Source organism: Pseudomonas sp. PB103 (assembly GCF_009764635.1).
Lineage (GTDB): Bacteria > Pseudomonadota > Gammaproteobacteria > Pseudomonadales > Pseudomonadaceae > Aquipseudomonas.
Genome location: NZ_RWIL01000102.1, coordinates 46,067 through 67,446, shown reverse-complemented (window position 1 = coordinate 67,446; position 21,380 = coordinate 46,067). Strand labels below are relative to the sequence as shown.

The window sequence follows — 21,380 nt, the reverse complement described above, 5'->3', positions numbered from 1 at the left end:
CATGACCGACTACACCGGACTGAAGCGGCTGTGCGCTGCTTTGATTTCAGCGAACGAAGCCTATCTGGATGACAGCTGTAGCCTCGAAAATCAGGAGCGGTTCCATGCAGCTGATGATGCGCTGCAAGACGCTCTCCCTCCTGAGGTTGTGCTGGCCATCATTGCCGAGAACGAGCTTTTGCGTGAATCCCCGGGCATGAAGGCTATTCGCTCGCTGCGTGGCGATTGCGCTGACCTGATGGTCGAGTGCAACCAGCTCAAGGCCGAGAACGAGGCGCTGCGTGACGACCTTGAGCAGAACCAGTACAACGCCAATGCTTGGCGGAATCGGGAAGAGTCGGTCTGGATCGAGGTCTATCACAGCGACGGCGACGATCCATTCATCAGCGCAGTCACTGGGCAGATCACCATCGAGCAACTGACAATGATTCAGGCTCAGATCGCTGAGTATCGGGAGGACTACTTCGAGAAGGGTGCAGGCCTGTACGTCTTCCGGTGTGCCCACTATCAGGCGCACTACGACAATGTGGGCATGACAGAGCCGGCTCACTGGGAGACTGACTTCGAGTCGTACAGTCCATTTGAGTGGGCAGAAGAAGCCGAAGCGGTGAGCCAGGCGGTGCAGCCATGAACGAGTTCCCAATCCGTAGCCAGCGCGACATCAGCCGTCTGATGGGTGTCCTGCACGCAACCGACTTCACCAAGCCCAAGATCGTGGTCATCAAGGACGAGAAGCGACCGGACGTCTGCAACCGGAAAATGTGGACAATGCTCAAGGATGTATCCGAGCAGGTGGTCTGGCACGGCAAGAAGCTAACCAGTGAGGATTGGAAGTGCCTTTTCAGTGCCTCGCTCGAAAAGCAGCGCGCGGAGCCTGGCCTCGACGGCGGCTTCGTCGTCATGGCCGTCTCGACCCGCAAGCAGTCGCAGAAGTGGTTCAGCGATCTGTTCGAGCTGATGCACGCCTTCGGCGCCGAGCATGACGTGCGCTGGACTGAGCAGGACAAGTGGGGAGGGCGGTACTGATGCGGACTGCCCTCAAGGATGTGAAGCATAAAACCTGCAAGGCCTGCGGCGAGAAGTTCGCCCCGATGTTCAACACCACTCAGGTGGTGTGCAGCCCGAAATGCGCACTGGCTAATGCGCCGGCGAACGCCGATAAAGCCCGTAAGGCCATCGCCCAGCGCGATCGTCGAGATATCCAGGTGCGGAAGGAAAAGCTGAAGAGCAGGGCGGACCATCTGCGCGAAGCTCAGGCGGCGTTCAACGAGTGGGTTCGCCTGCGTGACGCCGATCGCCCTTGTATCAGTTGCGGCCGGCACCACGAAGGCCAGTACCACGCCGGGCACTACCGCTCTGTAGGAGCGAATCCAGAGTTGCGATTTGAGCCGCTCAATGTCTGGAAGCAGTGCGCGCCATGCAACACGCACCTGTCCGGCAACCTGGTGAACTACCGACTTTCCCTCCTACAACTGATCGGTGGCCAACAGGTTGAATGGCTCGAAGGGCCTCATGAGCCCCGCAAATACACCGTCGACGAAATCAAAACCATCAAGGCCAAATACCGGGCCAAGACCCGAGAACTGAAGAGGGCTGCAGCATGAACTACCACAACGTAATTTCCGCAGTAGTCCGGGCCTTGGCAGCCGAGACGATCAACAGTTCCGGCGGATTCAACGTCGAGCCCCGGGTGCAGGCCAGCAAGCTCAAGGGCGAGATATCCGGGAAGGATGCAGCGTTGTTGGCTGACTGCATCGTGCACAAGCTCCTGCACGCCCAGCTTTCTCCGCGTCACTGGAACGCCTTGGTGGCGAAGTACAGTACGCACCGTGGCCGCAAGATCGACTCCATCGGCCGGCTGGTCGCCGTGGTGAAGACCTCAGCACCGCAGCGCTTCACGCAGCAGGCTGTATTGGTATGGGCTGTACCGCAGCAGGTGAAGGGCATTCAGCGAGCGCTAACCCAGATCAAGGCGCCGAAGCACCGGGAGAACAAGGAGGAGGGGCAGTGGGATTGGCGCAACGCGGCAGCAGACGCTGATGTCGCCCGGGCCAACAAGCATGCGCGCGCCGTAGCCGAGGAAAAGCCAGGCGAGATGATCGTCCTGTCCGATTCGAACTACGACATGACGAACTGGGATTCTCAGGGGCTCACGGAGCGCACCTACCAGCGCTGGAACAAGGCCATCAAAGAGGGTTTGGAGTCGCTTGTGAACGAGGCTCTGGTCGAGGCGCAGCACATGCTTGAAGCAGTGGGAGTGCTTGAAAGCGAGGCGGCATGAAATAGTCCCTCAAAAGGGCTTGCAATGTCATGTCGCCATGTCGCATTATTCCCCCATCCTGTCATTCCTGCGCGTATCGAGGAGTGACAAAATAAACCCGGCCACCGCGCCGGGTTTTTTATTGCCCAAATGCAGGCGAAAGACCGGAAAGACCCTCCTGCTCAAACGACGTTCGAGGATCTACCGATGACCCACATCACCCGCTGCAAAATGACTCTCCGCTCCAAAGGGCCTGTTCAGGGCTCGACGGAGTCACTGACCCGCCTGCACTTCGGTGCCGTGTGGTCGGCCAACCCTGCGGAAGAAGACGCGATCTATGGCAAGTACACGCCATACGGTGAATACACCGTGAACGTGGCCGCCGACCGCGCCGAGCATTTCGAACAAGGGAAGGACTACTACTTCGATATCTCGCCAGCTTTCTGATTTACCTGTAGCCAGGGCAGCCCTCGGGAAGGCCTGGACGTCGATAGCCGGATAGTGCGACGTACGGAATCAACGCCGGCAGCCCGCGCACCCTGACCTCAAACTTGCTTTCGGGGTGGCGCGAGACTGGATCAGCGAGATCGATGCAAAGGGGCGTCGACGTTGAAAAGGCCTTTGGCCGACAGCTCGGAAAGACGAGCGCACCTATTCAGGGCCTCTGCATTCGCAGGGGCTTTTTCGTTTGAGGAGCAGGAAAATGTCCGAGGCAGAGAAACAGGCGGTTCAGTGTGTAGTTGATGCAGTGGTCGGTGGCGATCTCGGTCGACTGAAATCGGGTCTGGCTCGGCTTTCGGAGTTACCAGGCTACGAGTTCTCCACGGTTACTGGGCAACTGATGAACACCGACCAGCGTGAAAAGTTTTCGCTGTTCGTGATCGGCTACGAAAGCCCGTTCTACTACCGTGACGGCCATGTGTTCGGAGCTGTGTACACGTCATCCGATTTCATGTGCAAAAAAGCCAATCCATCTGGCGAAGGCCTGCCGTTCGAACAGGTTCGCGACGCAGTCCTGAAGGCTCGCGGCGAACACGACGAGAAGGTGCTCAAGAAGGCGCTAGGCCTGAAGGCTGCTCTCGAAGAAATGGAAGACTTGCTGAAGCGGCACTCGTTCGCGGATTCAAAGCTGACCAGCCTCGCGCATGTTGAATTGCACAAAGGGCAGGCGCTGCTTTTGGCTGCGCTCAACCCAGTAAACGCTCAATAATTTTGGCCCCGCGATCGGGGTCTTTCGTTTTCGGCTCCCCACACCCATTGCTCCGAGCTGGGAGTGCAGCGGACGCCGGATTTATCAATCTCCCCAAGGGGGAGGCAACCCGGATGCCAAACATGCCTGACAAGCCAGACACATGGGCCAAGATCTGGCTGGCGTTGAGCAATCCGCTCTGGCAGGGCGTGATCATGTCCATCACCGTATCGTTGCTTCGGGTCATGTACGACGCGAAGGAAACCAGCAAGCGCCGAATTGTGTTCGAGGCGCTGATATGCGGATCGCTGAGCTTGGTCGCGTCGAGCCTTATTGAGTGGATGGCCTGGCCTTCCAGTTTGTCGGTAGCTGCCGGTGGCACGATCGGCTTCCTCGGCGTGACAGCCATACGCGAACTGGTGACCCGCTTCCTTGGTCGCAAGGCGGATGCCGCATGAAGGCCTTCGCTGCTGCAATCATCATTGCCCTGGTCGGCCTGCTCCTCGTTGGGATTCAGCAGTCGCGCGTCGTCGCCCTACGCGGTGAGGTGGCATTCGAAGCCAGCGAGAAGAAGAAGGCGGTCGACGCCAACCTCGAAAGCCAGGCCACGATCACCACCCTACGCGCCGAAGCTCAGCGCAACGCCGATTACCAGAAAGACCTGAACAAGCGGTTACAGGCCAGCCAAGCCAAAGCCAAAAAGGCGGAGAAGAACTTTGAAGAACTCAAACGCAACAGCAAGCCTGTTCGTGATTGGGCTGCTCAGCCTCTGCCTGACGGCCTGCGCGGGAAAGCCGTCAGTGGTAACAAAGACAGCGGCGGTAAGAGTCGAGCCCCCTGAGCTGGTGCCCTGCGAGCGGGTAGCTGATGAAGACCTCGCCGACAACGGCCAGCTCTGGGAGCTGAAGAACCAAGCCATCAACCTGCTCGACACTTGCGCAGATCAGGTCGACGCGCAGATTAAGCGCAGTCAGAGCAAGTAGGTCGCGACACGTTTCGCGAGTCAGAAAATTGTGTCGCGACACGCGACGAGGAGAGCAGCATGGATAACCAGCACAAGAAGATCACCGGCTACCGCGACCTGACCCAGTCCGAAATCGACGGCATGAACTCGATCAAGGCTCTGGAAGCCGACGCCGGCGAGCTGTTCAAGCAGATCGGCCAGATTGAAGGTGTTGACCCTCGGCTGTTGGCGTTGGCCAAGACCAATCTTCAGCAGGGCTTCATGTGGTTCGTTCGCTCGATCGCCAAGCCCGCCGACCCTTTCAACTGATGGGCGACGTAACTCGCCTGCGCCACGCTCTACCGCTGAGCCAGGACATCAACAAGGCGCTGACCGATCTGGATCGCGCGATCGCCAAAGCCATCGACGCGGCAAAGGCTGCCGGCCTGCCACAAGGCCTGATCGTCGCCGAGCTGCACGGACATGCCCACGCACAGACCCACAACATGGTGAAGGCATGACTGCACAAATCCATGACATCGCCGACCAGCGCCCGCACCTGATGGTGGTAGCCAGTGACGGCGCCCATGTCATCCCCCGCGCGCTGATCCAGTCAGTGATCGACGGTAAGCAGCCTTCCACCATCCTCAGCGAGCCGGTAGTGCAGCGCATCATCGAAGAGTGGCTTCAGAAGGTCACCAATTAGGATTCCCCATGACAACCAAGCAACCCGACTGGGAGGCGATCGAACGAGCCTACCGGGCTGGTCTGCTTTCTATCCGAGAGATCGCGTCAACCCAAGGCATCACCCACGGCGCCATCAACAAGCGCGCGAAGCGGGATGGGTGGGAGCGAAACCTCAAGGCAAAGATCCAAGCCAAGGCTGATGCGCTGGTATCCAAACGCACGGTATCCACTGAGGTATCCAGCAAACAAGCGGATACCGAAAGAGAGATCATTGAAGTCAACGCTGAGGTCATTGCGAACATCCGCATGGCTCACCGCGGTGACATCTCACGCGGCCGGCGACTGACCAACAAGCTGCTGGATGAGCTGGAAGGGCTGACTGACAACCGGCAGTTGTTCGAAGAGCTGGGCGAGCTGATGCGCTCCGAAGACGACAACGGTCAGGACAAGCGGAACGATCTGTATCAGAAGATCATCGATCTGCCCGGTCGCTCCAAGACGATGAAGGAAATGGCTGAGACGCTGAAGACCTTGATCTCGCTCGAGCGCCAAGCCTACGACCTCGACACCAAATCCGGCGGCAACGACGCCGACGAGCTATCCAAGCTGATGGACGATCTATCGAAGGACGCATGACATGAAGCCCGCGCACCTAAAGCTGCTCCGGGATAAGCGTTGGCGGTTGAACAATCTCTACTTCATCACTGACAAGCAGGGGAAGAAAACCCGCTTCCGGATGACGGACGAGCAGATCGAATACTTCGACGGGATGCACACCCGCAACATCATCCTGAAGGCTCGACAGCTCGGCTTCACCACTGAGTGCTGCATCATCCAGCTAGACGCCGCGCTGTTTGAGTCGGCCAAGTGCGCGCTGATCGCCCACACCCTGAACGACGCCAAGCGCCTGTTCCGGGAGAAGGTTAAGTACGCCTACGACAACCTGCCGAAAGAGATCCGCGCCGCCAACCCTGCGAGCAACGACGCCGCCGGCGAGCTGGTGTTCAGCAAGGGTGGTTCGCTCTACGTCAGCACCTCATTCCGGGGCGGCACGCTGCGTTACCTGCACGTCTCGGAGTTCGGGAAGATCTGCGCCAAGTTTCCGCACAAGGCGCGCGAGATCGTCACCGGCGCCTTCGAGGCGGTGGCGACTGACTGCTTTGTCACGATTGAATCCACGGCTGAGGGCCGGGCCGGCTACTTCTTCGACTACTCACAGACGGCCGAGAAGCAGCTGCTGTCAGGCACGCCGCTCGGCAAGCTGGACTGGAAGTTCTTCTTCTTCAGCTGGTGGAAGAACAAGGCCTACTGGCTCGATCCAACCGAAGCGATCATTCCGCAGCGCCTGACCGACTACTTCAACGAGCTGTTCGCCAAGCACGGTATCGAGACGAATCCGGGCCAGCGCGCTTGGTATGCCGCCAAGGAAAAGACCCTCGGCGACGACATGAAGCGGGAATACCCGTCGATTCCGGCCGAAGCCTTCCAGCAGTCAATTGAGGGCGCCTACTACGCCCAGCAGTTCAACAAGCTGTACGCCGCTCAGCGCATCGGCGCGTTGCCAAACAACAGCCACCTGCCGGTGATGACCTTCTGGGACATCGGTGTCGGCGACTCCACGGCCATCTGGTTCGTGCGTCAGGTCGGCAACGAATACCACGTCATCGACTTCTACCAGAACAGCGGGGAAGGCCTGCGGCACTACATGAAGGTGCTCAAGGACAAGGGTTACACCTACTCCGAGCACTGGGGCCCGCACGACATCGATAACCGGGAATTCGGCAGCGATGCCAAGACCCGGCGGGAAATGGCGCGTGAGGGCTACGAGATCGACGGCCAGCATTACCGCATGACGTTCCAGGTCGTGCCGAAAATCGGCGTCGACGACGGTATCGACCAGGCTCGCGAGATCCTCGCCCACTGTGCCTTTGACGAGGCGAAGTGCGAAGAGGGCATCACTGCGCTCGAGAACTACCGCAAAGAGTGGGACGACAAGAAAGGCTGCTGGAAAGACCGGCCGCTTCACGACTGGGCGTCTCACCCCGCCGATGCGTGGCGCTACTTCGCTGTCGCCAAAACGAAGCGCGCCACCATGACCCACATTCCTGTCACCTTCACTTTCTGAGGCCCATATGCCCAACTACAGCGCCAAACGGCAGGAGTACGACGATGCCTTGCCCGGTTGGCAGCTGGTCAAGCGTTGCGTAGCCGGGCCGCGAGAGGTTCGTAAGTACAACGAATACTTGCCAATGCCTGACCCGCTCAATCAGTCGCCCGAGAACATCGCGCGGTATGAGCAGCTCAAGAAGCGGGCGATGTTCCTCAACGTCACAGGCCGCACGCGTACAGGTCTTCTGGGCGCGGTGTTCCGCAAGACGGCAGAGATCAAGCTGCCATCAGCCGTTGAATACCTGCTGGAGAACATCAGCGGCGACGGATCAAGCCTTGAGCAACTGTGCAAGGAAGCAACTGGCGAATGCCTCGACACTGGCCGTGGCGGACTGCTGGTGGACTTCCCGAAGGTAGAGCTCCCCGAGGGCCAGACGTCTTTGACTGTCGCTCAAGCCGCGAATGCACGCGCCTACGTTCACTTCTACCCAGCCGAGAGCATCGTCAATTGGCGGGAAGATGTGATCGACGGCGTGCGTCGGCTGACGCTGGTGGTGCTCCACGAAAAGATCAACGAAGCCACGGCAGACGGCTTTGAGTTTACGGCGAAGGATCAATACCGCGCGCTGATGCTGCTCGATGGCAAGTACGTGCAGCGCGTGTACACCGAAGACACGCCGGACGGCACTGAAACGAACCCGACCGACAAGGCGGGCAAGTCATTCGATCACATCCCGTTCCACTTCTTCGGCTCACAGAACAACGACGCCAGCATCGACAAAGCGCCGCTGGAAGACTTGGCCGAGGTGAACATCCTTCACTACGGCAACAGCGCCACGGTGGAAGAGGCGGGCTTTATCAGTTCGCAGCCGACACTGTTCATCACCACGGATATCCAGCCTGATGAGTTCATCAAGCTGAACCCGAATGGGATGCACATTGGTTCGCGGCGCGGTCACAACCTCGGCAAGCAAGGCTCTGCGGTGATGCTGCAGGCCAAGGAAACTCAACTCGCCCGCGAGCTGATGAAGGACAAGGAAGAGCAGATGCTCATGATCGGCGCTCGCATCGTCCAGCAGGGCGGCGGCGCCGAGACAGCGGAAGCTGTTCGTATCCGATACAGCTCTGATAACTCGGTGCTGGGAACGATCGCCGGCAACGTCTCCGAGGCTGTGCGGCTGTCCCTGTTCGATGCCCAGCGCTTCATGATGGACGCGGTCGACGAAGCCGGCACTGTCTTCTGGCTCAACCAGGAGTTCTTCGATCAGGTCATGGATGCTCAATCGATCCTGGCTCAGATGCAGCTCTGGCAACAGGGCATCATCGCCAAGAAGGACTTGCGCACCAACTTGCGCCAGGCGGGCGTGCTTGAGTCTGATCGCTCAGACGACGATATCGACGCCGATCGCGAGGACGAAGCTCCGGTGGTGGGTAGTGATGACGATCCGGTCGTGCCGCCCGACAAGAAACCTGACGAGGTGAATGATGAGTAGTGAGGGCTATCTGACAGATGCCACCACTCGGCACCAGGTGTACGTCCAGCGCTACGCCGGCGGAAACCTAAAGCGGGTGGCGTCATTCATCAGCAAGGCCATCAATACGGCGAAGGCGCGCGTGACGGCAGGCCTCAGCGCCTACGGCACGCGTCGGTACACCTCGCAGATAGAAACGCTCCAAGGCGATTTGCGGGGCATCTACGACGACCTGAAGGGTAGGGCGCAGCTGGACCTCGGAGAGTTCGCGGTCTACGAGGCTGGTTTCAACGCCACGATGCTGGGCAAGGTCGTCAGAGCAGCCGTACAACTTAGCGTGCCGTCGGCGGAAATGGTCGCAGCCGCGGCACTCGCCGATCCTCTGCAGCTCGAAGCCCGCAAGGGTGTGCAGCGCATCAGCATCGCCGGCGCCCTTGACCAGTTCGGGACCAAGAAGGCAGCCGAGATAATCGGTGAGATTCAGATCGGTTCCAGCTTGGGCGAGACCAGCCACCAGATCGGTCGGCGCCTCACAAGCGTTCACCAGCTGCATCGGGATCAGGCTACGTCCCTCGTTAGGACCATGACTAACCACGTCGCCAGTTCGGCGCGCATGCAGACGCTTAAGGCCAATGACGACATCCTCAAGGGTAAGCGCCGTATTGCCACACTGGACGGCAGGACATCGCCGTTCTGTCGGTCCATCGACAACCAGATCGTTCCGCTCGATGCGCCTTCGCCGCCATTCCACTGGAACTGCCGAACCTCGGAAATTCCGGTGTTGAAGGATGAGTATGCGCGGGAGATTCCCGGCTCAACCCGGCCATCAGTAGGGCCTGATGGCGTAGCGCAAGTGTCAAGCAAGACGACCTATCAGGACTGGCTTTCCCGCCAGCCCGCGGCCTTCCAGCGCGACGTGCTTGGGCCGAGTCGGTACGAGCTCTTCAGCAAGGGCGACCTAAGCATGGAGAAGTTCGTGGACTCAAGCGGCAAAACGCTGACGCTCGATCAGCTGAGGGCAAAAGAGCCCATGGCCTTCGAGCGAGCAGGGCTCTGACAACGAACCATCAACCGACCGGCCTTGAGCCGGTTTTTTTACGCCTGCGGCTGAGCCAACGGCAAATCATCCGGGGGATGAAATGAAATATCTGATCGACAAGGCTGCATACGACGCGCTCGAACCTTCCCTGCAAGCTTTCTACAAAGCTCAGGGCGAAGACTACGTGCTGGCTGTTGAAGGGCTGCCCACTGGTGGTGGCGACCTTGAAGGCCTGAAGCGCCAGAACCAAATCCTGCTCGACGAAGCCAAGGAGGCTAAGCGCCTGAAGCGTGAGGCGGACGAGAAACTCGATCGGGAAAAGCTCGATGCAGCCAAAGCGAAAGGCGATTTCGAGCAGCTGTATGCCAGTAGCGAGCAAGCCCTGGCCGCCGAGCGCACCCGATTGGCTGAGCTGACCCAGAGCATCGAGCGTCGAGACCTAACCTCGGCAGCCAGCAAGATCGCGACCGGCATCGCCGACGGAGAAAACGCGGAGATCCTCGCCGAGTTTGTCCAGCGCCGCCTGAAGATCGTTGAAGGCCAGGTCAAGGTCACGGACGCCTCCGGCAACCTGACCATCGCAACACTTGATGACCTGGCAAAAGAATTCCAGCAAGCGCCGCGCTACGCATCACTGGTGCGCGGCACGCAAGCGAACGGCGGCGGGGCTGCCGGGGGTAAGGGTGGCGGGGCCACCAAAACGTGGGAACAAATGACCGGTATGGAGCGCGTAGAGCTTCGCCGAACCAACCCCGCCGAGCACGCGCGCATGAAAGCCGCTGCTGAGGCCAAGTAAAAGGAAATTCAGCAATGCCAACCATTCTCTCGGACGTCGTGTTTCGCGATGAGCTGCGCGACTACATCACTGTCAACAGCGTGGAGCGCACCGCGTTCTTCGAATCCGGCATCCTGACCAGCAACTCGGATATGTCCACGCTGCTGGCAAGCCCGTCCAACACCTTCACCATTCCGTGGTGGGTTGACCTGGATGCGTCCATCGAGCCGAACTACTCGAACGACGTGTACACCGACATCGCGGTACCGCTGTCGGTGACCAGTGCCTCCATGCAGGCGCGCGCCGCGTATCTCAACGAAGGTTTCAACTGCATGAACTTGGTGAAGAACATCACCAATCAGGATCCTCTCGAGTTCGTGGCCGGCCGCATGCTGAGCTACTGGCGCAAGCAGGCCCAGCGCCGCGCTATCGCCACGGTTGTGGGCATCTACAACGACAACGTGGCCAGCAACGGCGGCGACATGGTTGTGGACGCCGGCGGCGTCATCAGTGCGGCTGCAATCATTCGCGCCAAGGCGACCATGGGCGATTACTCCGGCCAACTGGGCGGCCTGAGCGTCATCGCCATGCACTCCGCGGTGCAGACCGAGCTGCAGATCCTCAACCTGATCGACTTCACTCCGATCGCTGACCAGACTCCAGAGTTTGGTCGCTTCCAGGGCATGCGTGTTGTGGTGGATGACGGCATGCCGGTCATTGCTGGCACGCCGAATAAGTACCTGTCCGTGATCTTCGGGCCGGGTGCGCTGGGCTTCGCTGAAGACACCCCGCCGGGTGAAGACGGTCTCGAGTACGACCGCACGCCGGATCGCGGTAACGGTGGTGGCGCTGAAACGCTGTGGAGCCGCCGTGACTTCGTGGTGCATCCGCTCGGTTACTCGTTCTTGAGTGCCACCATCACAGGCACGCCGACCACCACCCGGCCGATCTCGGCGAACTGGGCTGACCTGGCACTGGCCACCAACTGGGAGCGCAAGTTCGCTCGTAAGCAGGTGCCGCTGGCGTTCATCACTTCCACCGTATCCGCTTGACCGATGGCTAGCCCCTTCGGGGGCTGGCGAATTTGAAGGAGAAAATCATGCCAGTCGTAAAAGACCATCACATCGACCCCGAGCTGAAGGCGCGCTGGGGTTTCGGCGGTACTGAAGGGAACATCACCGTAGGGCCGGAAACTGTTGGCGAAACCGGCGGTGTTGAACATGCGCGCACCCGCAATGAAAGCGGGGCCGGACGTAACGCTGGGAGCGGCTCGCAAGCAACGCAGGAAGCCATTCAGCTCGACGCTGTAAATGCGCTGGCTGCTGGCCTTGAAGCAGGCGTGCTGAACCCTGTTGAAGGCGAAGGCCCAGCGATGCGCCTGTATCAAGCCCTGACCGGCATCCAGTCGGGCATGCAGCGCTTGGCAAGCGATCGCGATGCGGCCGTGAGTAAGTCCGAAGAGCTGCAGAAGCAGGTCGACGACTTGCTGGCGAAGGCAGAGAAAGATCGCTTGGCCGCTGCGACCGACCCTCTCGACGAGCTGACCGTCGTGCAGATCAAGGAACAGCTCGACGCCAAGGGCGTGGCCTACAAGGTCAACGACTCGAAGCCTGAGCTGCTCGCGCTGCTGAAGGCCAGCCAGTAACACCCGGGGCTTCGGCCCCACTCATTCAAGCGGAGGCCTGATGGCTACCTACATCACCGTGGCGGACGTTGACGCCATCCTCGGGCCGACATGGGCTGCCGATGACAAGAAGGCGCGCGCGGTCATGCAGGCCAACGCGTACATGACTTCACTCAACTTAGTTGGTGTCGACATAGACGCCATTCCTGTTGAGGTGAAGCAGGCCGGCGCGGAGCTCGCCAAGACGGCAGCGGATGGAAAGCTCTACCAGCAGAAGACCGAAGGGTCGCTGGAGTCCAAGACCGTGAAAGCCGGATCGGTGAGCACCAGCAAGACGTTCGCCTCTATCGACACCAGCAAACTCATCGCGCAGCCGGGTGATGTTCAGTTCGCGCTGGCACTCCTCAGCTCATGGATCAGAAGCGCGTACAGCTTCGACGTGTACAGGTGAGCCATGGGATTACGTGACGAGATCCAAACTGACTTGGCCGAGGCCTTCGATACTGACCTGGCCGATGCGGTTCAGCCGTTCACCGGCGAGTACTTGGAACCCGGCGTATATGACCCGGTGACCGAAGAGACGACCGCCCAGCCTGTGACCTACACCGGGCGCGGCGTTCTGGACAATTACGACAGCCGGCGCATCGACAACGTGAACATCAAGGTCGGTGACGTGATGCTGATCTGTCTCGCGAACGAAACCACCGACAAGCCTGCCATCGGCCATAAGGTCGCGACCACCGATTTGCTAACGGGCGAGCCTGCGGTTTACACCATCGTGAACCCGGGCGTGGATCCTGCCGTTGCTCATTACGAGATCCAGATGAGGAAGTGAAATGGCCAAGAGCAGAGGGTGGAGCACGCCGCCGAGTTTGTTCGCTGGCGTGGTCGAGCAGGATTTATCGAAGCGAGTGCGCGTCATCGCAATGGCCATGCTAAACGAGATTGTCTTGCGGTCACCGGTGGACACCGGTCGATTCCGAGGAAACAACATTGTGACGGTGGGGGCGCCGGTCTATGCAGCTACAGAAAGCCTCGATCCCTCTGGTGGTGGGACGATCACCCGCGGGCTTGCTGCGATGACCGGGCTTGAGCCGTACACGCAAGTCTTCATCCAAAATAATTTGCCGTATGCCGCGAAACTCGAAGATGGCTACTCGAAGCAGGCGCCGGCGGGAATCTACGGAACGTCCTTCAACGGCGTCTCACAGGCGTATAGCAGATGACCTTCGAGCAGATCCGAAACATCGTCATCACGCGTATGACGCAATGGACTGGCATCCCGGCGGCCAACGTTGATTATCCAAACCCGCCAAAGCCGTTTGACCCTGCCGGTAAGGCGATATGGGCTAGGCTGGCCGATGTGCCTGGTCTGTCCAGCGCGCCTGAGATCGGCCTGACGCCATGTGTTCGCAGAACCGGCATCATCATCATTCAGCTATTCGTCAAGACTTACACTGGTACGCTCGCAATCACCAAAGCGGCTGACACTCTGGTCCAGCACTTCCAATTCTTCAGCCAAGACGGTTTCGATTGTTTCGCTGTATCGACCAACACCGTGGGCGATGATGGTCTTGGCTGGTATCAGGTAAACATCCAAGTTCCCTATCGAGCGAGCTGATCGCTGCCGATTGGGTGGCCTGCGCTCCAAAACCAGCAAGCCGATCTATCCAGCCAACCCCGCCATGAGCGGGTTTTTTTACGCCCGCAGAAAGGAGACATACCCATGTCGTCAGGAGCAAAGGTCGCCACGGCCTATGTTGAAGAAGTAACCCAGGGCGTGACGCCCGCGACTGGCTGGAAAGAGCTGATTCGCACCTCTTTCGGTATCGGCCCAACCCAGAACACCGCAGAAAATAATGAAATTGGCTCGACTCGAATGAGTCAGGGCACCACACCGACCACGGTTGATGTCGCCGGCGCGATCGGTATGAAGTGGCGCTACGGCGGCGCAGTCGACGACTTCCTAGAATCGTGCTTCGGCTCGCGCTGGACGGCTGACTCCTTGACCATGGGCAATCAGCGCATCAGCTACTCGATCGCCTCCTACGCAAGCGATGTGACGATTGCCTCGGTAGCTCGTGGTGCGCAAGTCGCCTCGATGGCCTTCACGTTCGGCACCGACAACGATGTCACCATTGACACCACGTTCTCGGCGATCGACTGGGCAGACAAGGCCGATGGTACGAACTTCTTCGCCACTCCAACCCCCGAGCCAGATGGTCCGCGATTCAACTTCAAAAACTTCACCGCCCTGACCCTGGACGGCGTGGCCGCTTCGGCCGAAAACGGAACTTGCATCAGCGCTATGTCGCTGACCTTCGACAACGCAGTCCAGACCCAGCGCTGCTTGGGGTCGGGTGACGCCTTCGCCGGCAACATCATCCCTACAACCTTTAGTGCGTCCGGCAGTGTCACTGTGGCTTGGTCTGCCGCGTCATACGCCCTGTATCGCAAGCAGCGCACCGGCGAATCGGTAGCCATGAGCTTCACGCTGGAAAACGCGGATGGCGCCTACACGGTGACGCTGCCAGAAATGGAAGCGGTCGGCAGTTGGCCGGACGGCGGTGCGACCGACATCATCGAGGTGGAGCTGGCCGTTTCAGCCCGTCGCATCCCGCCAACGATCACTCGCGTACCGGCTGTCACGCCTTAACCATTCATCGTGCCGGGACCTGCAAAGGTCTCGGCATAGGGGCACCGAATGACCTTTATTTTGAAAAGAAAAGACCCGCTTGATGTGGTGTCGACGCGCTGGATTGAGCCAGCTCCAGGCCTTCGCCTGCAGATCGGATCGTCAGCTCGCCCTGGTTACACCAGTGACTTCCGCCAAATTCAGCGTCACCTTGAACTCGCTTCGCGCCAGATGGGCGTGGGCACTGAAGAGTTCGATATCCTCAAGAATTCCTCGGTAGAAATTCCAGACCCAGACATTCTTTTCGTTGAGTTGGCATGCAAGCACCTGATCCTCGACTGGGAAGGTGTTGCAGAGGCGGAAGATCCAAAAACCCCGGCGCCATATACCCCTGCTCGCGGGGTAGTTCTGATGGAGCAGATGCCGGAGGTTTACTTCCTCACCCTGAACGCTGCCAACGACATTGCCCTGCGTCACAAAGAACAGGTGGCCGAAACAGTGGAAAAGCCCTTGCCGCCTACCGCTGGGCAGCCGAGTGGGCGGGCCCGGAAAACGAACGTAAAAGAGAAGTCCGCGAAAAACTGAGGGTTGCTGTCCCTGAGCCGCCAGAGCTGGACGGTGCAACCACCGATATGCTGGGCGCCTACTACGTCATCAGTCGGGGACGGCAGTACGTTGGTATGAACGGTGTACCGGCACCTCTCTCTGTTCGGGATCTGAGTGATTACCTGGCAGCCTACGGTGAGCGATATTCCCGCGAAGAGTTTGATGCTGTGATATTCGCCCTTGACGATGATTTTCGCGGCAGGTGGGCGGAGAGCAACAAGCCGAGGGAGAATGGGTAGGGTAGCCCTTGGAAGGGCACATGCGGAGTTTTGGGGCTTACTGAGAATGATGGTAGATTGCCGTCATCAACAGTTATTCCAAAGTGAGGATATCGTGCGGTTATTTATCGTTCTAGCCACTACAGCCCTCGTCTCGGGCTGCACAGGTGAATCTAAAATAGAGTCGATATGCACCGATATCGCCAAGGATTCGCTGGTAGACCCCTCATCAATGGTAATAAACGGACTAAAGGTGAGCAGGTCCGAAATGAAGCTCTCGGAGACCTACGCGGCGATATCCAAGAAATATGGTGGAAATACTCCAGAAGTCGTTACTAGGCATACTGACCAGTTGGTGAATAGCACTAAACTTCCTGAGTATGTTTTTGTAGATATCGATTACACAGCAAATGGAGGGTCTGGGAAGGTGCGAGAGATGGCTTCTTGCACCTACATTGAAGGCGCTCTGCCCGACATATTCCTTTATGCCGTTACTGTTGGAAAAAATGCTTTTGACGCGAGTAAGCTTGACGAGTTGTTCGCTCGCGTGAAGAAGCCGAGGGCTTTGGATTCAATGTACTCGGTACACTAAATTCTCATAGTGAGTGACGCGCTCACTCCCCCATGTTGAGTTAATGCCCGCCATGAGCGGGTTTTTTTACGCCCGGAGAAAAGCCATGACCCAGCAGTCCAGCCGCCTGGATATCATCATCGATTCGCGGCAGGCTCAGCGGAATGGTGAACAGCTTCGTATTACCCTGAACAACCTTGTTGTGGTTGGTGATCAAGCTGCCAACTCCATGTCTGGAGCTGGCTCGGCGGCTCGGGCGGCTGGCGTGGCGTTCGCGGCCCTCGGTGCCGGTCGAGTGGTCAGCGAGATCATCCGACTGACCGACGCCTTCAAGTCCATGCAGGGCTCTCTGGCGCTCGTCAGTTCTTCGACTTCGGTAGCGAGCGATTCATTCCAAAAGCTGCTGACGATGGCGAACAACACCGGCAGTTCGCTCGAGTCTACCGTCTCGCTGTATACCCGGCTGGCGAATGCCACCCGTGGCGCCGGCTATACCACCGAGCAATTGCTTGGTGTGACAGACGCCATCAACAAAGCCTTCGTAATCTCCGGCGCAACCATGCAGGAGGCATCCAACGCTGCGATTCAGCTGTCCCAAGGCCTGGCCTCTGGCACGCTTCGCGGCGAGGAATTGAACTCAGTTATGGAGCAGGGGCCTCGCATCACACGCGCGCTGGCCGAATATCTGGGCGTTACCAACGGCCAGATTCGTCAGATGGCTGCTGACGGCAAAATCACTGCCGAAGTAGTCACCAACGCGCTACTCAAGTCACTGACAACTCTGAACTCAGAGCTTGATCGAATGCCGCGCAAGTTCGAGCAGGCATCGACGGCGCTGAAAAACAACTTCCTTGCTGCTGTCGGTCAGATCGACATTAACCCGCTGATCAGCTCCGTCGATGAACTGGCAAACTCGTTGGCAAAGCCTGAGGTTATCAACGGTATTCAGACAATTGCTACCGGCCTGGGTAACGTTGTGGCAGTCGGCGGTGACGGCCTGAAAGCGGTTGTTACCAACGCCGATGCGCTTATGGCGATTACTGGTGCCTACGCTACAAAGGTAGGGATCGGCCTCGTCACCTCTCTAGCGATGGCGGCCAAGGCTCGTCTCGCCGATACCGTCGCAGCCAATCAGCAGATCATCGCGTCCCGCCAAGCCGAAGTTGCCGCCGCTGCCGAGGCTGTAGCCATACAAAGCGTGGTCGTGGCTTCAACTGAGGCTAGCCTGGCTCGGGCCATATACGCCCGTAGTGAAGCAATGGCGACAGCCCAAACAGAGCTGGCCAGCCTTAAGCAGCTGAAGGCTGTATCTGCTCAGCTTGTTGCAGACCGAAACCTTGAAATTCAGCGCCAGAAGGCGCAGATCAACAACACGGGCCTAGCGGCTTCGCACACCAGGCTTGCCGAAATCCGTACTGCAGAGGCGGCAATTACCTCGCAGCTCACAGCCGCCGAGGCCCGCCTTGCTGCTGCACGACAAGCTGAGCTGGCGACCGGTGCAGTCGTCGGTCAGCAAACCGTTGCGCTCAATGCAGCGCGGACTGAAGGCGCGGCAATCCTGGGCGCGCAAGCTGCCGCACAGAACGCACTCAATGCCGCAGAATCGCGGGGCGCGGCAGTTCGCGGCGCAACCATGGCGGCCATTGGCGGCCCTCTCGGGCTGGTAACAATCGGCTTGTCCGCCGCTGCCGCTGCCTACATCTATTTCAGCAACTCCGCGGACACTGGCACGCAGTCGCTGATTGATCAAAATCTTACGATTGACGAAACGGTCAAGAAGTTCGACAGCCTGACCGCCGCGCAGCAGCGCAACCAGGCCTCGAAGTGGGCAGAGGCACAGCAGGCTGCATTGGATGAGGCTTCGGCCGCTGCCAGCAAGTACGCGAATATCGCTGAGAACTCAATCACCTCCGTTGGTTCGGCGCGAGCGTCTGACCTCGAAACTCTGTCGAGCATGATTGCTCAGGTGAAGTCCGGACAGAAAACCCTGGACGATGTCACTGTTTGGCTGCAATCGACGCAAGGCCTGTCGGGCGGATTCAAGTCCTCTCTGGAAGGGATTGCGGCCGGCTATGACACCAATATTCAATCGGCGGCTGGCTATGCCGAGCGCCTGCAATCTGTCAACAAACTCACTCAGGACGTTTCAGCTAATAATGGCAAGCTGGCGGCATCGCAAGACGCGACCAGTAAGGCCAATGGCGCCAGCGCCCAAACGTGGGACAAGTACATCGCCCAACTGACCAAAACCCGCGACTTGGTTGGCGCAAACGCAGCGGCTGAGGCGGCATACACCGCCATAAAGATGGGGGCCAACCCCGCGCAGCAAGCACAAGCCAAAGCCATCGCAGCGCAGACCGACCTGCTCAACAAGTACCAGGACGCGGTCAGGGAGAACAACAAGGTCGAACAGGAGCGCCTTAAGGCTCTTCTGGTGGCGAGCTACACCGCGATGCAGGCCGTTGAGGACGCGGCTTCCGCACAGAAGAAGGCTCTAGACGATACGGCAAAAGCGGCTGAAGAGAGCGCGACCCGTCAAGTCAGCGCAATGCAACGGATAATCGACAAGTCGGTAAACCTGGCTGCGGGTCGCAATCTGCTGCTGATTGATCAGCAAAAGCAAGGGCTCAGTGGTTACGGGCTGCTGACAAATGGCGGTACCGCTCCAGCCGCACCGGCCACCCCGCGGAAAACTCCTCAGCAGTTGGCAGACGAGGCCGCAGCACAAGTTATTGCTGGCACCACACCAAATAAGCCAACAAAAACCCCCAAGGGTCCGAGCGAAAAAGGTGAGCTGAACGCCGCAATGAGCGCCTTCGATGCTCTCTACAAAAAGGCAGATCCGGCAGCGCAGGCTGTTCGAGACCTGACCGAGGCACAGGAGAAGCTGCAGCTTGCTCTTTCGAAGGGGAAGATCACGCAGGAGCAGTATGGTGTTGCCCTGGGCCAGGCATCAAAGGATTACGCCGCAGTTATTGAAAAAAGTGGCGAGCTGAGTCAGGCCGAACAGTATCGATTGCAGATTCAGAAGCAGCTCCAAACTCAACAGGAAGCTGCCAACCAGGCAGCCGCTGCTATCGGGCAGGGTTCCGAGGAGGCACAAAGAGACTCGGAACGACTGAAGCTGGAGAGCGAGCACAATGACCGAATCCTCGATCTGCGCACCAAGCTTGCCAGGGCTTCAACTGACCAGCAGCGCAAGGATCTGCAGGACCAGATCAATATCACAGAGGAGCTATTCCCCCAGCAGGTCGCAATCATGGTGAATGGCTGGGCCAAAGTGGATGAGGCTCAGGCGGACTGGTCGAACGGTGCAAGGTCGGCGTTCCAGAACTATGCCGAGCAAGCTGCTGACGTGGCCGGACAAAGTAAATCGCTATTCACCAATGCCTTCAGCAACATGGAGGACTCGATCGTAAATTTCGTGAAAACCGGGAAGCTGTCGTTCAAGGATCTGGCTGACGGCATCATTGCTGATCTGATCCGCATCCAGGTGCGCCAGGCGGCGGTGGGCATCTTCAGTACGCTGTTTAGCGGTTTCGCCGGGGCTGGCGCTTCGTCGGCAGCGAGTAGCGGCTTCGCCGCTGGTTCATCTGCTGCAACTTCATCGAGCCTCGGCGCATCGGCGGCGGGGTATACCTCGAAGTTCGGCTTCTCCGACGGTGGATACACTGGAGATGGCGGAAGGTACGAGCCTAAAGGAGTAGTTCATGGTGGCGAGTTCGTGGTCCGCAAGGAAGTGGTTTCGCAGCCTGGCACCCGTGAATTCCTTGAGCGCATGAACGCATCAAGCAAAGGCTACGCAGACGGCGGATTTGTAGGGATGGCATCGAGCTCCAAGGATTCCGGCGCAGCATCAGGATCCTCCACATTAGCCTCCGGCGTTGTCATTGAGCAAAACTTTAGCTTTCAAGGTTCCCCCGACGAAGCAACGATCAACATGGTCAAGGAGGCTGCGATGCAGGGAGCAAAGGGTGGCTACGAGATGGTCGTGCGCGACCTGAAAATGAACGGAACCATCCGCCAGCTGATAGCGCGGCGCTAAGCCTTTAAGGAGTATCACATGGCTCTAACGTGGCCGGCTTCGCTGCGCCCGTCTGAAATGACGTGGGGCATCGTTAACAACAGCAGGGCATTCACTTCGACGCTCTCGAACGCCCAGCAGATCGTCGGCTACCCGGGCGCCTATTGGCAGTGCACCTTGACCTTCGCTTTGCTGACCAGAGAGCAGGAGCGACAGCTGTCCTCATTCCTCGGGAAGCTTGACGGCATGATGGGCACATTCAACCTTCCGGCATTCACCCGCCGGCGTACCAACAATATTGGAGCGCTTTCCGTGGTCACCGGCAACGCACAATCGCGGTCGATGGTCATTGGTGGCGCAGCAGCGAACGCCGCTGCTTTCAGCGCCGGTGACTACATCACCATCGCCGGTGAAATGTTCGAGGTCACTGATCCCGCATCGGCGAACGCACAGGGCAGGGTGACGGTGTCGCTCAACAAGCGTATCCGCAAGACGCTCACGGCGGGCACCGCTGTTGAGTACCTCAACCCCTACTCGGAAATGCGCATGACCACTGATACGTGGGCGATGTCCATTAAACCGGTGATCGCGAACGGTAGTTACCAATTCAGGGAGGCGTTCTGATGCCCTCAGCATTTCCGTTCAGCCAGAGCGTCGTGAACATCATCGCCACGGGCCGATTCATGCCGGTCTACGCCGTTCAGCTCGACTTCGTCGACGGCATGGTCTTCGCGCATACCGGCACCGGTGATCTGGTCGTCGATGGCATCACGTACCTGGGCGTGGGTAACTTTGGCCAGGTGAGCCAATCACAGGAAAGCGATAACTCCGGCTCCCCCATGTCGGTCGAACTGACTCTCAGCGGCTTGGATGCCTACATCCTGTCCGAGACCAACGTGCGTGGCTGTCGCGGTCGGCTGGCGAAAGTTTTGTTCATCGTGTTCGACGAGGCCGGCAACTACGCGGCTGACATTCTGTTTTCCGGCCGCATGGATGCCGCCAAGTTTTCATTCGCTGGCAATGGGGAGGACGGGAACAGCATCACCGTCCCTGTCGTTGACCGTATGGCGGAATGGAGTCGCACCGGCACCGAACGCTTCACTGACGAAAACCATCGCGCGCGTCATGGCGGCGACCGGTTTTTCTACGCGATCGCCCAGATGTCTGAGTGGCCCATTTACTGGGGCTCGACGAAGGACGCGCCGACATTCACTTATGGAAGTTAGCC

Annotated in this window: 29 protein-coding genes; all 29 read left to right on the top strand. The window is 58.9% G+C overall.

Features of this window, described 5'->3' with window-relative positions; genetic code table 11:
• Position 1 precedes the first annotated feature (1 nt).
• The 29 genes from EJA70_RS18830 (at position 2) to EJA70_RS18690 (ending at position 21,378) form a co-directional block, all read left to right on the top strand.
• Positions 2 to 631, top strand: coding sequence for a hypothetical protein (locus EJA70_RS18830; protein ID WP_158832677.1), 630 nt, complete (start codon positions 2 to 4; stop codon positions 629 to 631).
• Positions 628 to 1,026 carry a recombination protein NinB gene (locus tag EJA70_RS18825; protein ID WP_158832675.1) on the top strand — a complete coding sequence of 133 codons (399 nt, stop codon included), beginning with the start codon at positions 628 to 630 and terminating at the stop codon, positions 1,024 to 1,026. Before EJA70_RS18830 ends, EJA70_RS18825 begins: the two co-directional genes overlap by 4 nt.
• A complete protein-coding gene (locus EJA70_RS18820; protein WP_158832673.1) occupies positions 1,026 to 1,604 on the top strand; it encodes a recombination protein NinG in 579 nt (192 codons plus the stop codon). Before EJA70_RS18825 ends, EJA70_RS18820 begins: the two co-directional genes overlap by 1 nt.
• Positions 1,601 to 2,281: a hypothetical protein gene (locus tag EJA70_RS18815; RefSeq protein ID WP_158832671.1), complete on the top strand. Its 681-nt coding sequence runs from the start codon at positions 1,601 to 1,603 to the stop codon at positions 2,279 to 2,281. Before EJA70_RS18820 ends, EJA70_RS18815 begins: the two co-directional genes overlap by 4 nt.
• A gap of 186 nt (positions 2,282 to 2,467) precedes the next feature.
• Positions 2,468 to 2,707 (top strand): hypothetical protein, encoded by a 240-nt coding sequence (locus EJA70_RS18810; RefSeq protein WP_158832669.1) that lies wholly within the window; start codon positions 2,468 to 2,470, stop codon positions 2,705 to 2,707.
• 256 nt (positions 2,708 to 2,963) lie between these two features.
• Entirely contained in the window at positions 2,964 to 3,470 is a 507-nt protein-coding gene (locus EJA70_RS18805) for a hypothetical protein (protein ID WP_158832667.1), read from the top strand.
• A gap of 122 nt (positions 3,471 to 3,592) precedes the next feature.
• A complete protein-coding gene (locus EJA70_RS18800) occupies positions 3,593 to 3,907 on the top strand; it encodes a phage holin, lambda family (protein WP_178116912.1) in 315 nt (104 codons plus the stop codon).
• A complete protein-coding gene (locus EJA70_RS18795) occupies positions 3,904 to 4,290 on the top strand; it encodes a hypothetical protein (RefSeq protein WP_158832664.1) in 387 nt (128 codons plus the stop codon). The genes EJA70_RS18800 and EJA70_RS18795 overlap by 4 nt, the downstream gene beginning before the upstream one ends.
• Positions 4,250 to 4,432 (top strand): hypothetical protein, encoded by a 183-nt coding sequence (locus EJA70_RS30930; RefSeq protein WP_047297581.1) that lies wholly within the window; start codon positions 4,250 to 4,252, stop codon positions 4,430 to 4,432. Before EJA70_RS18795 ends, EJA70_RS30930 begins: the two co-directional genes overlap by 41 nt.
• A 59-nt stretch (positions 4,433 to 4,491) precedes the next feature.
• Positions 4,492 to 4,722, top strand: a complete 231-nt coding sequence (locus EJA70_RS18785) for a hypothetical protein (protein ID WP_128191798.1) — start codon at positions 4,492 to 4,494, stop codon at positions 4,720 to 4,722.
• Positions 4,722 to 4,913, top strand: a complete 192-nt coding sequence (locus EJA70_RS18780; protein ID WP_158832662.1) for a hypothetical protein — start codon at positions 4,722 to 4,724, stop codon at positions 4,911 to 4,913. The genes EJA70_RS18785 and EJA70_RS18780 overlap by 1 nt, the downstream gene beginning before the upstream one ends.
• A complete protein-coding gene (locus EJA70_RS18775) occupies positions 4,910 to 5,098 on the top strand; it encodes a hypothetical protein (protein ID WP_158832660.1) in 189 nt (62 codons plus the stop codon). Before EJA70_RS18780 ends, EJA70_RS18775 begins: the two co-directional genes overlap by 4 nt.
• A gap of 8 nt (positions 5,099 to 5,106) precedes the next feature.
• The gene (locus tag EJA70_RS18770) at positions 5,107 to 5,715 is read left to right on the top strand and encodes a hypothetical protein (protein WP_158832658.1); all 609 of its coding nucleotides are present in this window, start codon (positions 5,107 to 5,109) and stop codon (positions 5,713 to 5,715) included.
• Between the two features lies 1 nt (position 5,716).
• Entirely contained in the window at positions 5,717 to 7,204 is a 1,488-nt protein-coding gene (locus EJA70_RS18765; protein ID WP_158832656.1) for a terminase, read from the top strand.
• 7 nt (positions 7,205 to 7,211) lie between these two features.
• A complete protein-coding gene (locus tag EJA70_RS18760) occupies positions 7,212 to 8,681 on the top strand; it encodes a DUF4055 domain-containing protein (protein WP_158832654.1) in 1,470 nt (489 codons plus the stop codon).
• Complete coding sequence (locus EJA70_RS18755; protein WP_158832652.1) at positions 8,674 to 9,717, top strand: phage minor head protein; 1,044 nt, start codon at positions 8,674 to 8,676, stop codon at positions 9,715 to 9,717. Before EJA70_RS18760 ends, EJA70_RS18755 begins: the two co-directional genes overlap by 8 nt.
• 82 nt (positions 9,718 to 9,799) lie before the next feature.
• The gene (locus EJA70_RS18750) at positions 9,800 to 10,495 is read left to right on the top strand and encodes a hypothetical protein (protein WP_158832650.1); all 696 of its coding nucleotides are present in this window, start codon (positions 9,800 to 9,802) and stop codon (positions 10,493 to 10,495) included.
• A 14-nt stretch (positions 10,496 to 10,509) separates the two neighbouring features.
• Positions 10,510 to 11,526, top strand: a complete 1,017-nt coding sequence (locus EJA70_RS18745; RefSeq protein ID WP_158832648.1) for a coat protein — start codon at positions 10,510 to 10,512, stop codon at positions 11,524 to 11,526.
• Positions 11,527 to 11,573: 47 nt separating this feature from the next.
• Positions 11,574 to 12,119, top strand: a complete 546-nt coding sequence (locus EJA70_RS18740; protein WP_158832646.1) for a hypothetical protein — start codon at positions 11,574 to 11,576, stop codon at positions 12,117 to 12,119.
• A 40-nt stretch (positions 12,120 to 12,159) separates the two neighbouring features.
• Positions 12,160 to 12,549 carry a protein singed gene (locus EJA70_RS18735; RefSeq protein ID WP_158832644.1) on the top strand — a complete coding sequence of 130 codons (390 nt, stop codon included), beginning with the start codon at positions 12,160 to 12,162 and terminating at the stop codon, positions 12,547 to 12,549.
• Positions 12,550 to 12,552: 3 nt separating this feature from the next.
• Positions 12,553 to 12,933 carry a glutamate 5-kinase gene (locus tag EJA70_RS18730; RefSeq protein ID WP_158832642.1) on the top strand — a complete coding sequence of 127 codons (381 nt, stop codon included), beginning with the start codon at positions 12,553 to 12,555 and terminating at the stop codon, positions 12,931 to 12,933.
• A 1-nt stretch (position 12,934) separates the two neighbouring features.
• A complete protein-coding gene (locus EJA70_RS18725) occupies positions 12,935 to 13,324 on the top strand; it encodes an HK97 gp10 family phage protein (protein WP_158832639.1) in 390 nt (129 codons plus the stop codon).
• The gene (locus tag EJA70_RS18720; protein ID WP_158832638.1) at positions 13,321 to 13,719 is read left to right on the top strand and encodes a phage tail terminator-like protein; all 399 of its coding nucleotides are present in this window, start codon (positions 13,321 to 13,323) and stop codon (positions 13,717 to 13,719) included. The genes EJA70_RS18725 and EJA70_RS18720 overlap by 4 nt, the downstream gene beginning before the upstream one ends.
• A 105-nt stretch (positions 13,720 to 13,824) precedes the next feature.
• Positions 13,825 to 14,754, top strand: coding sequence for a phage tail tube protein (locus tag EJA70_RS18715; RefSeq protein ID WP_158832636.1), 930 nt, complete (start codon positions 13,825 to 13,827; stop codon positions 14,752 to 14,754).
• Between the two features lie 48 nt (positions 14,755 to 14,802).
• Entirely contained in the window at positions 14,803 to 15,318 is a 516-nt protein-coding gene (locus tag EJA70_RS18710) for a hypothetical protein (protein WP_158832634.1), read from the top strand.
• Between the two features lie 354 nt (positions 15,319 to 15,672).
• Positions 15,673 to 16,149: a hypothetical protein gene (locus tag EJA70_RS18705; RefSeq protein ID WP_158832632.1), complete on the top strand. Its 477-nt coding sequence runs from the start codon at positions 15,673 to 15,675 to the stop codon at positions 16,147 to 16,149.
• A gap of 85 nt (positions 16,150 to 16,234) precedes the next feature.
• Entirely contained in the window at positions 16,235 to 20,173 is a 3,939-nt protein-coding gene (locus EJA70_RS18700) for a phage tail tape measure protein (RefSeq protein WP_158832630.1), read from the top strand.
• 18 nt (positions 20,174 to 20,191) lie between these two features.
• Positions 20,192 to 20,776 (top strand): hypothetical protein, encoded by a 585-nt coding sequence (locus EJA70_RS18695; protein ID WP_158832628.1) that lies wholly within the window; start codon positions 20,192 to 20,194, stop codon positions 20,774 to 20,776.
• Entirely contained in the window at positions 20,776 to 21,378 is a 603-nt protein-coding gene (locus tag EJA70_RS18690; protein ID WP_158832626.1) for a hypothetical protein, read from the top strand. The genes EJA70_RS18695 and EJA70_RS18690 overlap by 1 nt, the downstream gene beginning before the upstream one ends.
• The last annotated feature ends 2 nt before the right edge of the window (positions 21,379 to 21,380 follow it).

Excerpts from the sequence above, each read along its gene's own strand:
- EJA70_RS18825 (WP_158832675.1), top strand. The coding sequence starts at position 628 with ATGAACGAGTTCCCAATCCGTAGCCAGCGCGACATCAGCCGTCTGATG.
- EJA70_RS18700 (WP_158832630.1), top strand. The coding sequence starts at position 16,235 with ATGACCCAGCAGTCCAGCCGCCTGGATATCATCATCGATTCGCGGCAG.
- EJA70_RS18820 (WP_158832673.1), top strand. The coding sequence starts at position 1,026 with ATGCGGACTGCCCTCAAGGATGTGAAGCATAAAACCTGCAAGGCCTGC.
- EJA70_RS18785 (WP_128191798.1), top strand. The coding sequence starts at position 4,492 with ATGGATAACCAGCACAAGAAGATCACCGGCTACCGCGACCTGACCCAG.
- EJA70_RS18770 (WP_158832658.1), top strand. The coding sequence starts at position 5,107 with ATGACAACCAAGCAACCCGACTGGGAGGCGATCGAACGAGCCTACCGG.
- EJA70_RS18725 (WP_158832639.1), top strand. The coding sequence starts at position 12,935 with ATGGCCAAGAGCAGAGGGTGGAGCACGCCGCCGAGTTTGTTCGCTGGC.
- EJA70_RS18735 (WP_158832644.1), top strand. The coding sequence starts at position 12,160 with ATGGCTACCTACATCACCGTGGCGGACGTTGACGCCATCCTCGGGCCG.
- EJA70_RS18800 (WP_178116912.1), top strand. The coding sequence starts at position 3,593 with ATGCCTGACAAGCCAGACACATGGGCCAAGATCTGGCTGGCGTTGAGC.
- EJA70_RS18750 (WP_158832650.1), top strand. The coding sequence starts at position 9,800 with ATGAAATATCTGATCGACAAGGCTGCATACGACGCGCTCGAACCTTCC.
- EJA70_RS18805 (WP_158832667.1), top strand. The coding sequence starts at position 2,964 with ATGTCCGAGGCAGAGAAACAGGCGGTTCAGTGTGTAGTTGATGCAGTG.
- EJA70_RS18690 (WP_158832626.1), top strand. The coding sequence starts at position 20,776 with ATGCCCTCAGCATTTCCGTTCAGCCAGAGCGTCGTGAACATCATCGCC.
- EJA70_RS18730 (WP_158832642.1), top strand. The coding sequence starts at position 12,553 with ATGGGATTACGTGACGAGATCCAAACTGACTTGGCCGAGGCCTTCGAT.
- EJA70_RS18830 (WP_158832677.1), top strand. The coding sequence starts at position 2 with ATGACCGACTACACCGGACTGAAGCGGCTGTGCGCTGCTTTGATTTCA.
- EJA70_RS18710 (WP_158832634.1), top strand. The coding sequence starts at position 14,803 with ATGACCTTTATTTTGAAAAGAAAAGACCCGCTTGATGTGGTGTCGACG.
- EJA70_RS18765 (WP_158832656.1), top strand. The coding sequence starts at position 5,717 with ATGAAGCCCGCGCACCTAAAGCTGCTCCGGGATAAGCGTTGGCGGTTG.
- EJA70_RS18795 (WP_158832664.1), top strand. The coding sequence starts at position 3,904 with ATGAAGGCCTTCGCTGCTGCAATCATCATTGCCCTGGTCGGCCTGCTC.
- EJA70_RS18720 (WP_158832638.1), top strand. The coding sequence starts at position 13,321 with ATGACCTTCGAGCAGATCCGAAACATCGTCATCACGCGTATGACGCAA.
- EJA70_RS18740 (WP_158832646.1), top strand. The coding sequence starts at position 11,574 with ATGCCAGTCGTAAAAGACCATCACATCGACCCCGAGCTGAAGGCGCGC.
- EJA70_RS18775 (WP_158832660.1), top strand. The coding sequence starts at position 4,910 with ATGACTGCACAAATCCATGACATCGCCGACCAGCGCCCGCACCTGATG.
- EJA70_RS18745 (WP_158832648.1), top strand. The coding sequence starts at position 10,510 with ATGCCAACCATTCTCTCGGACGTCGTGTTTCGCGATGAGCTGCGCGAC.
- EJA70_RS18715 (WP_158832636.1), top strand. The coding sequence starts at position 13,825 with ATGTCGTCAGGAGCAAAGGTCGCCACGGCCTATGTTGAAGAAGTAACC.
- EJA70_RS18695 (WP_158832628.1), top strand. The coding sequence starts at position 20,192 with ATGGCTCTAACGTGGCCGGCTTCGCTGCGCCCGTCTGAAATGACGTGG.
- EJA70_RS18810 (WP_158832669.1), top strand. The coding sequence starts at position 2,468 with ATGACCCACATCACCCGCTGCAAAATGACTCTCCGCTCCAAAGGGCCT.
- EJA70_RS18760 (WP_158832654.1), top strand. The coding sequence starts at position 7,212 with ATGCCCAACTACAGCGCCAAACGGCAGGAGTACGACGATGCCTTGCCC.
- EJA70_RS18780 (WP_158832662.1), top strand. The coding sequence starts at position 4,722 with ATGGGCGACGTAACTCGCCTGCGCCACGCTCTACCGCTGAGCCAGGAC.
- EJA70_RS18815 (WP_158832671.1), top strand. The coding sequence starts at position 1,601 with ATGAACTACCACAACGTAATTTCCGCAGTAGTCCGGGCCTTGGCAGCC.
- EJA70_RS18755 (WP_158832652.1), top strand. The coding sequence starts at position 8,674 with ATGAGTAGTGAGGGCTATCTGACAGATGCCACCACTCGGCACCAGGTG.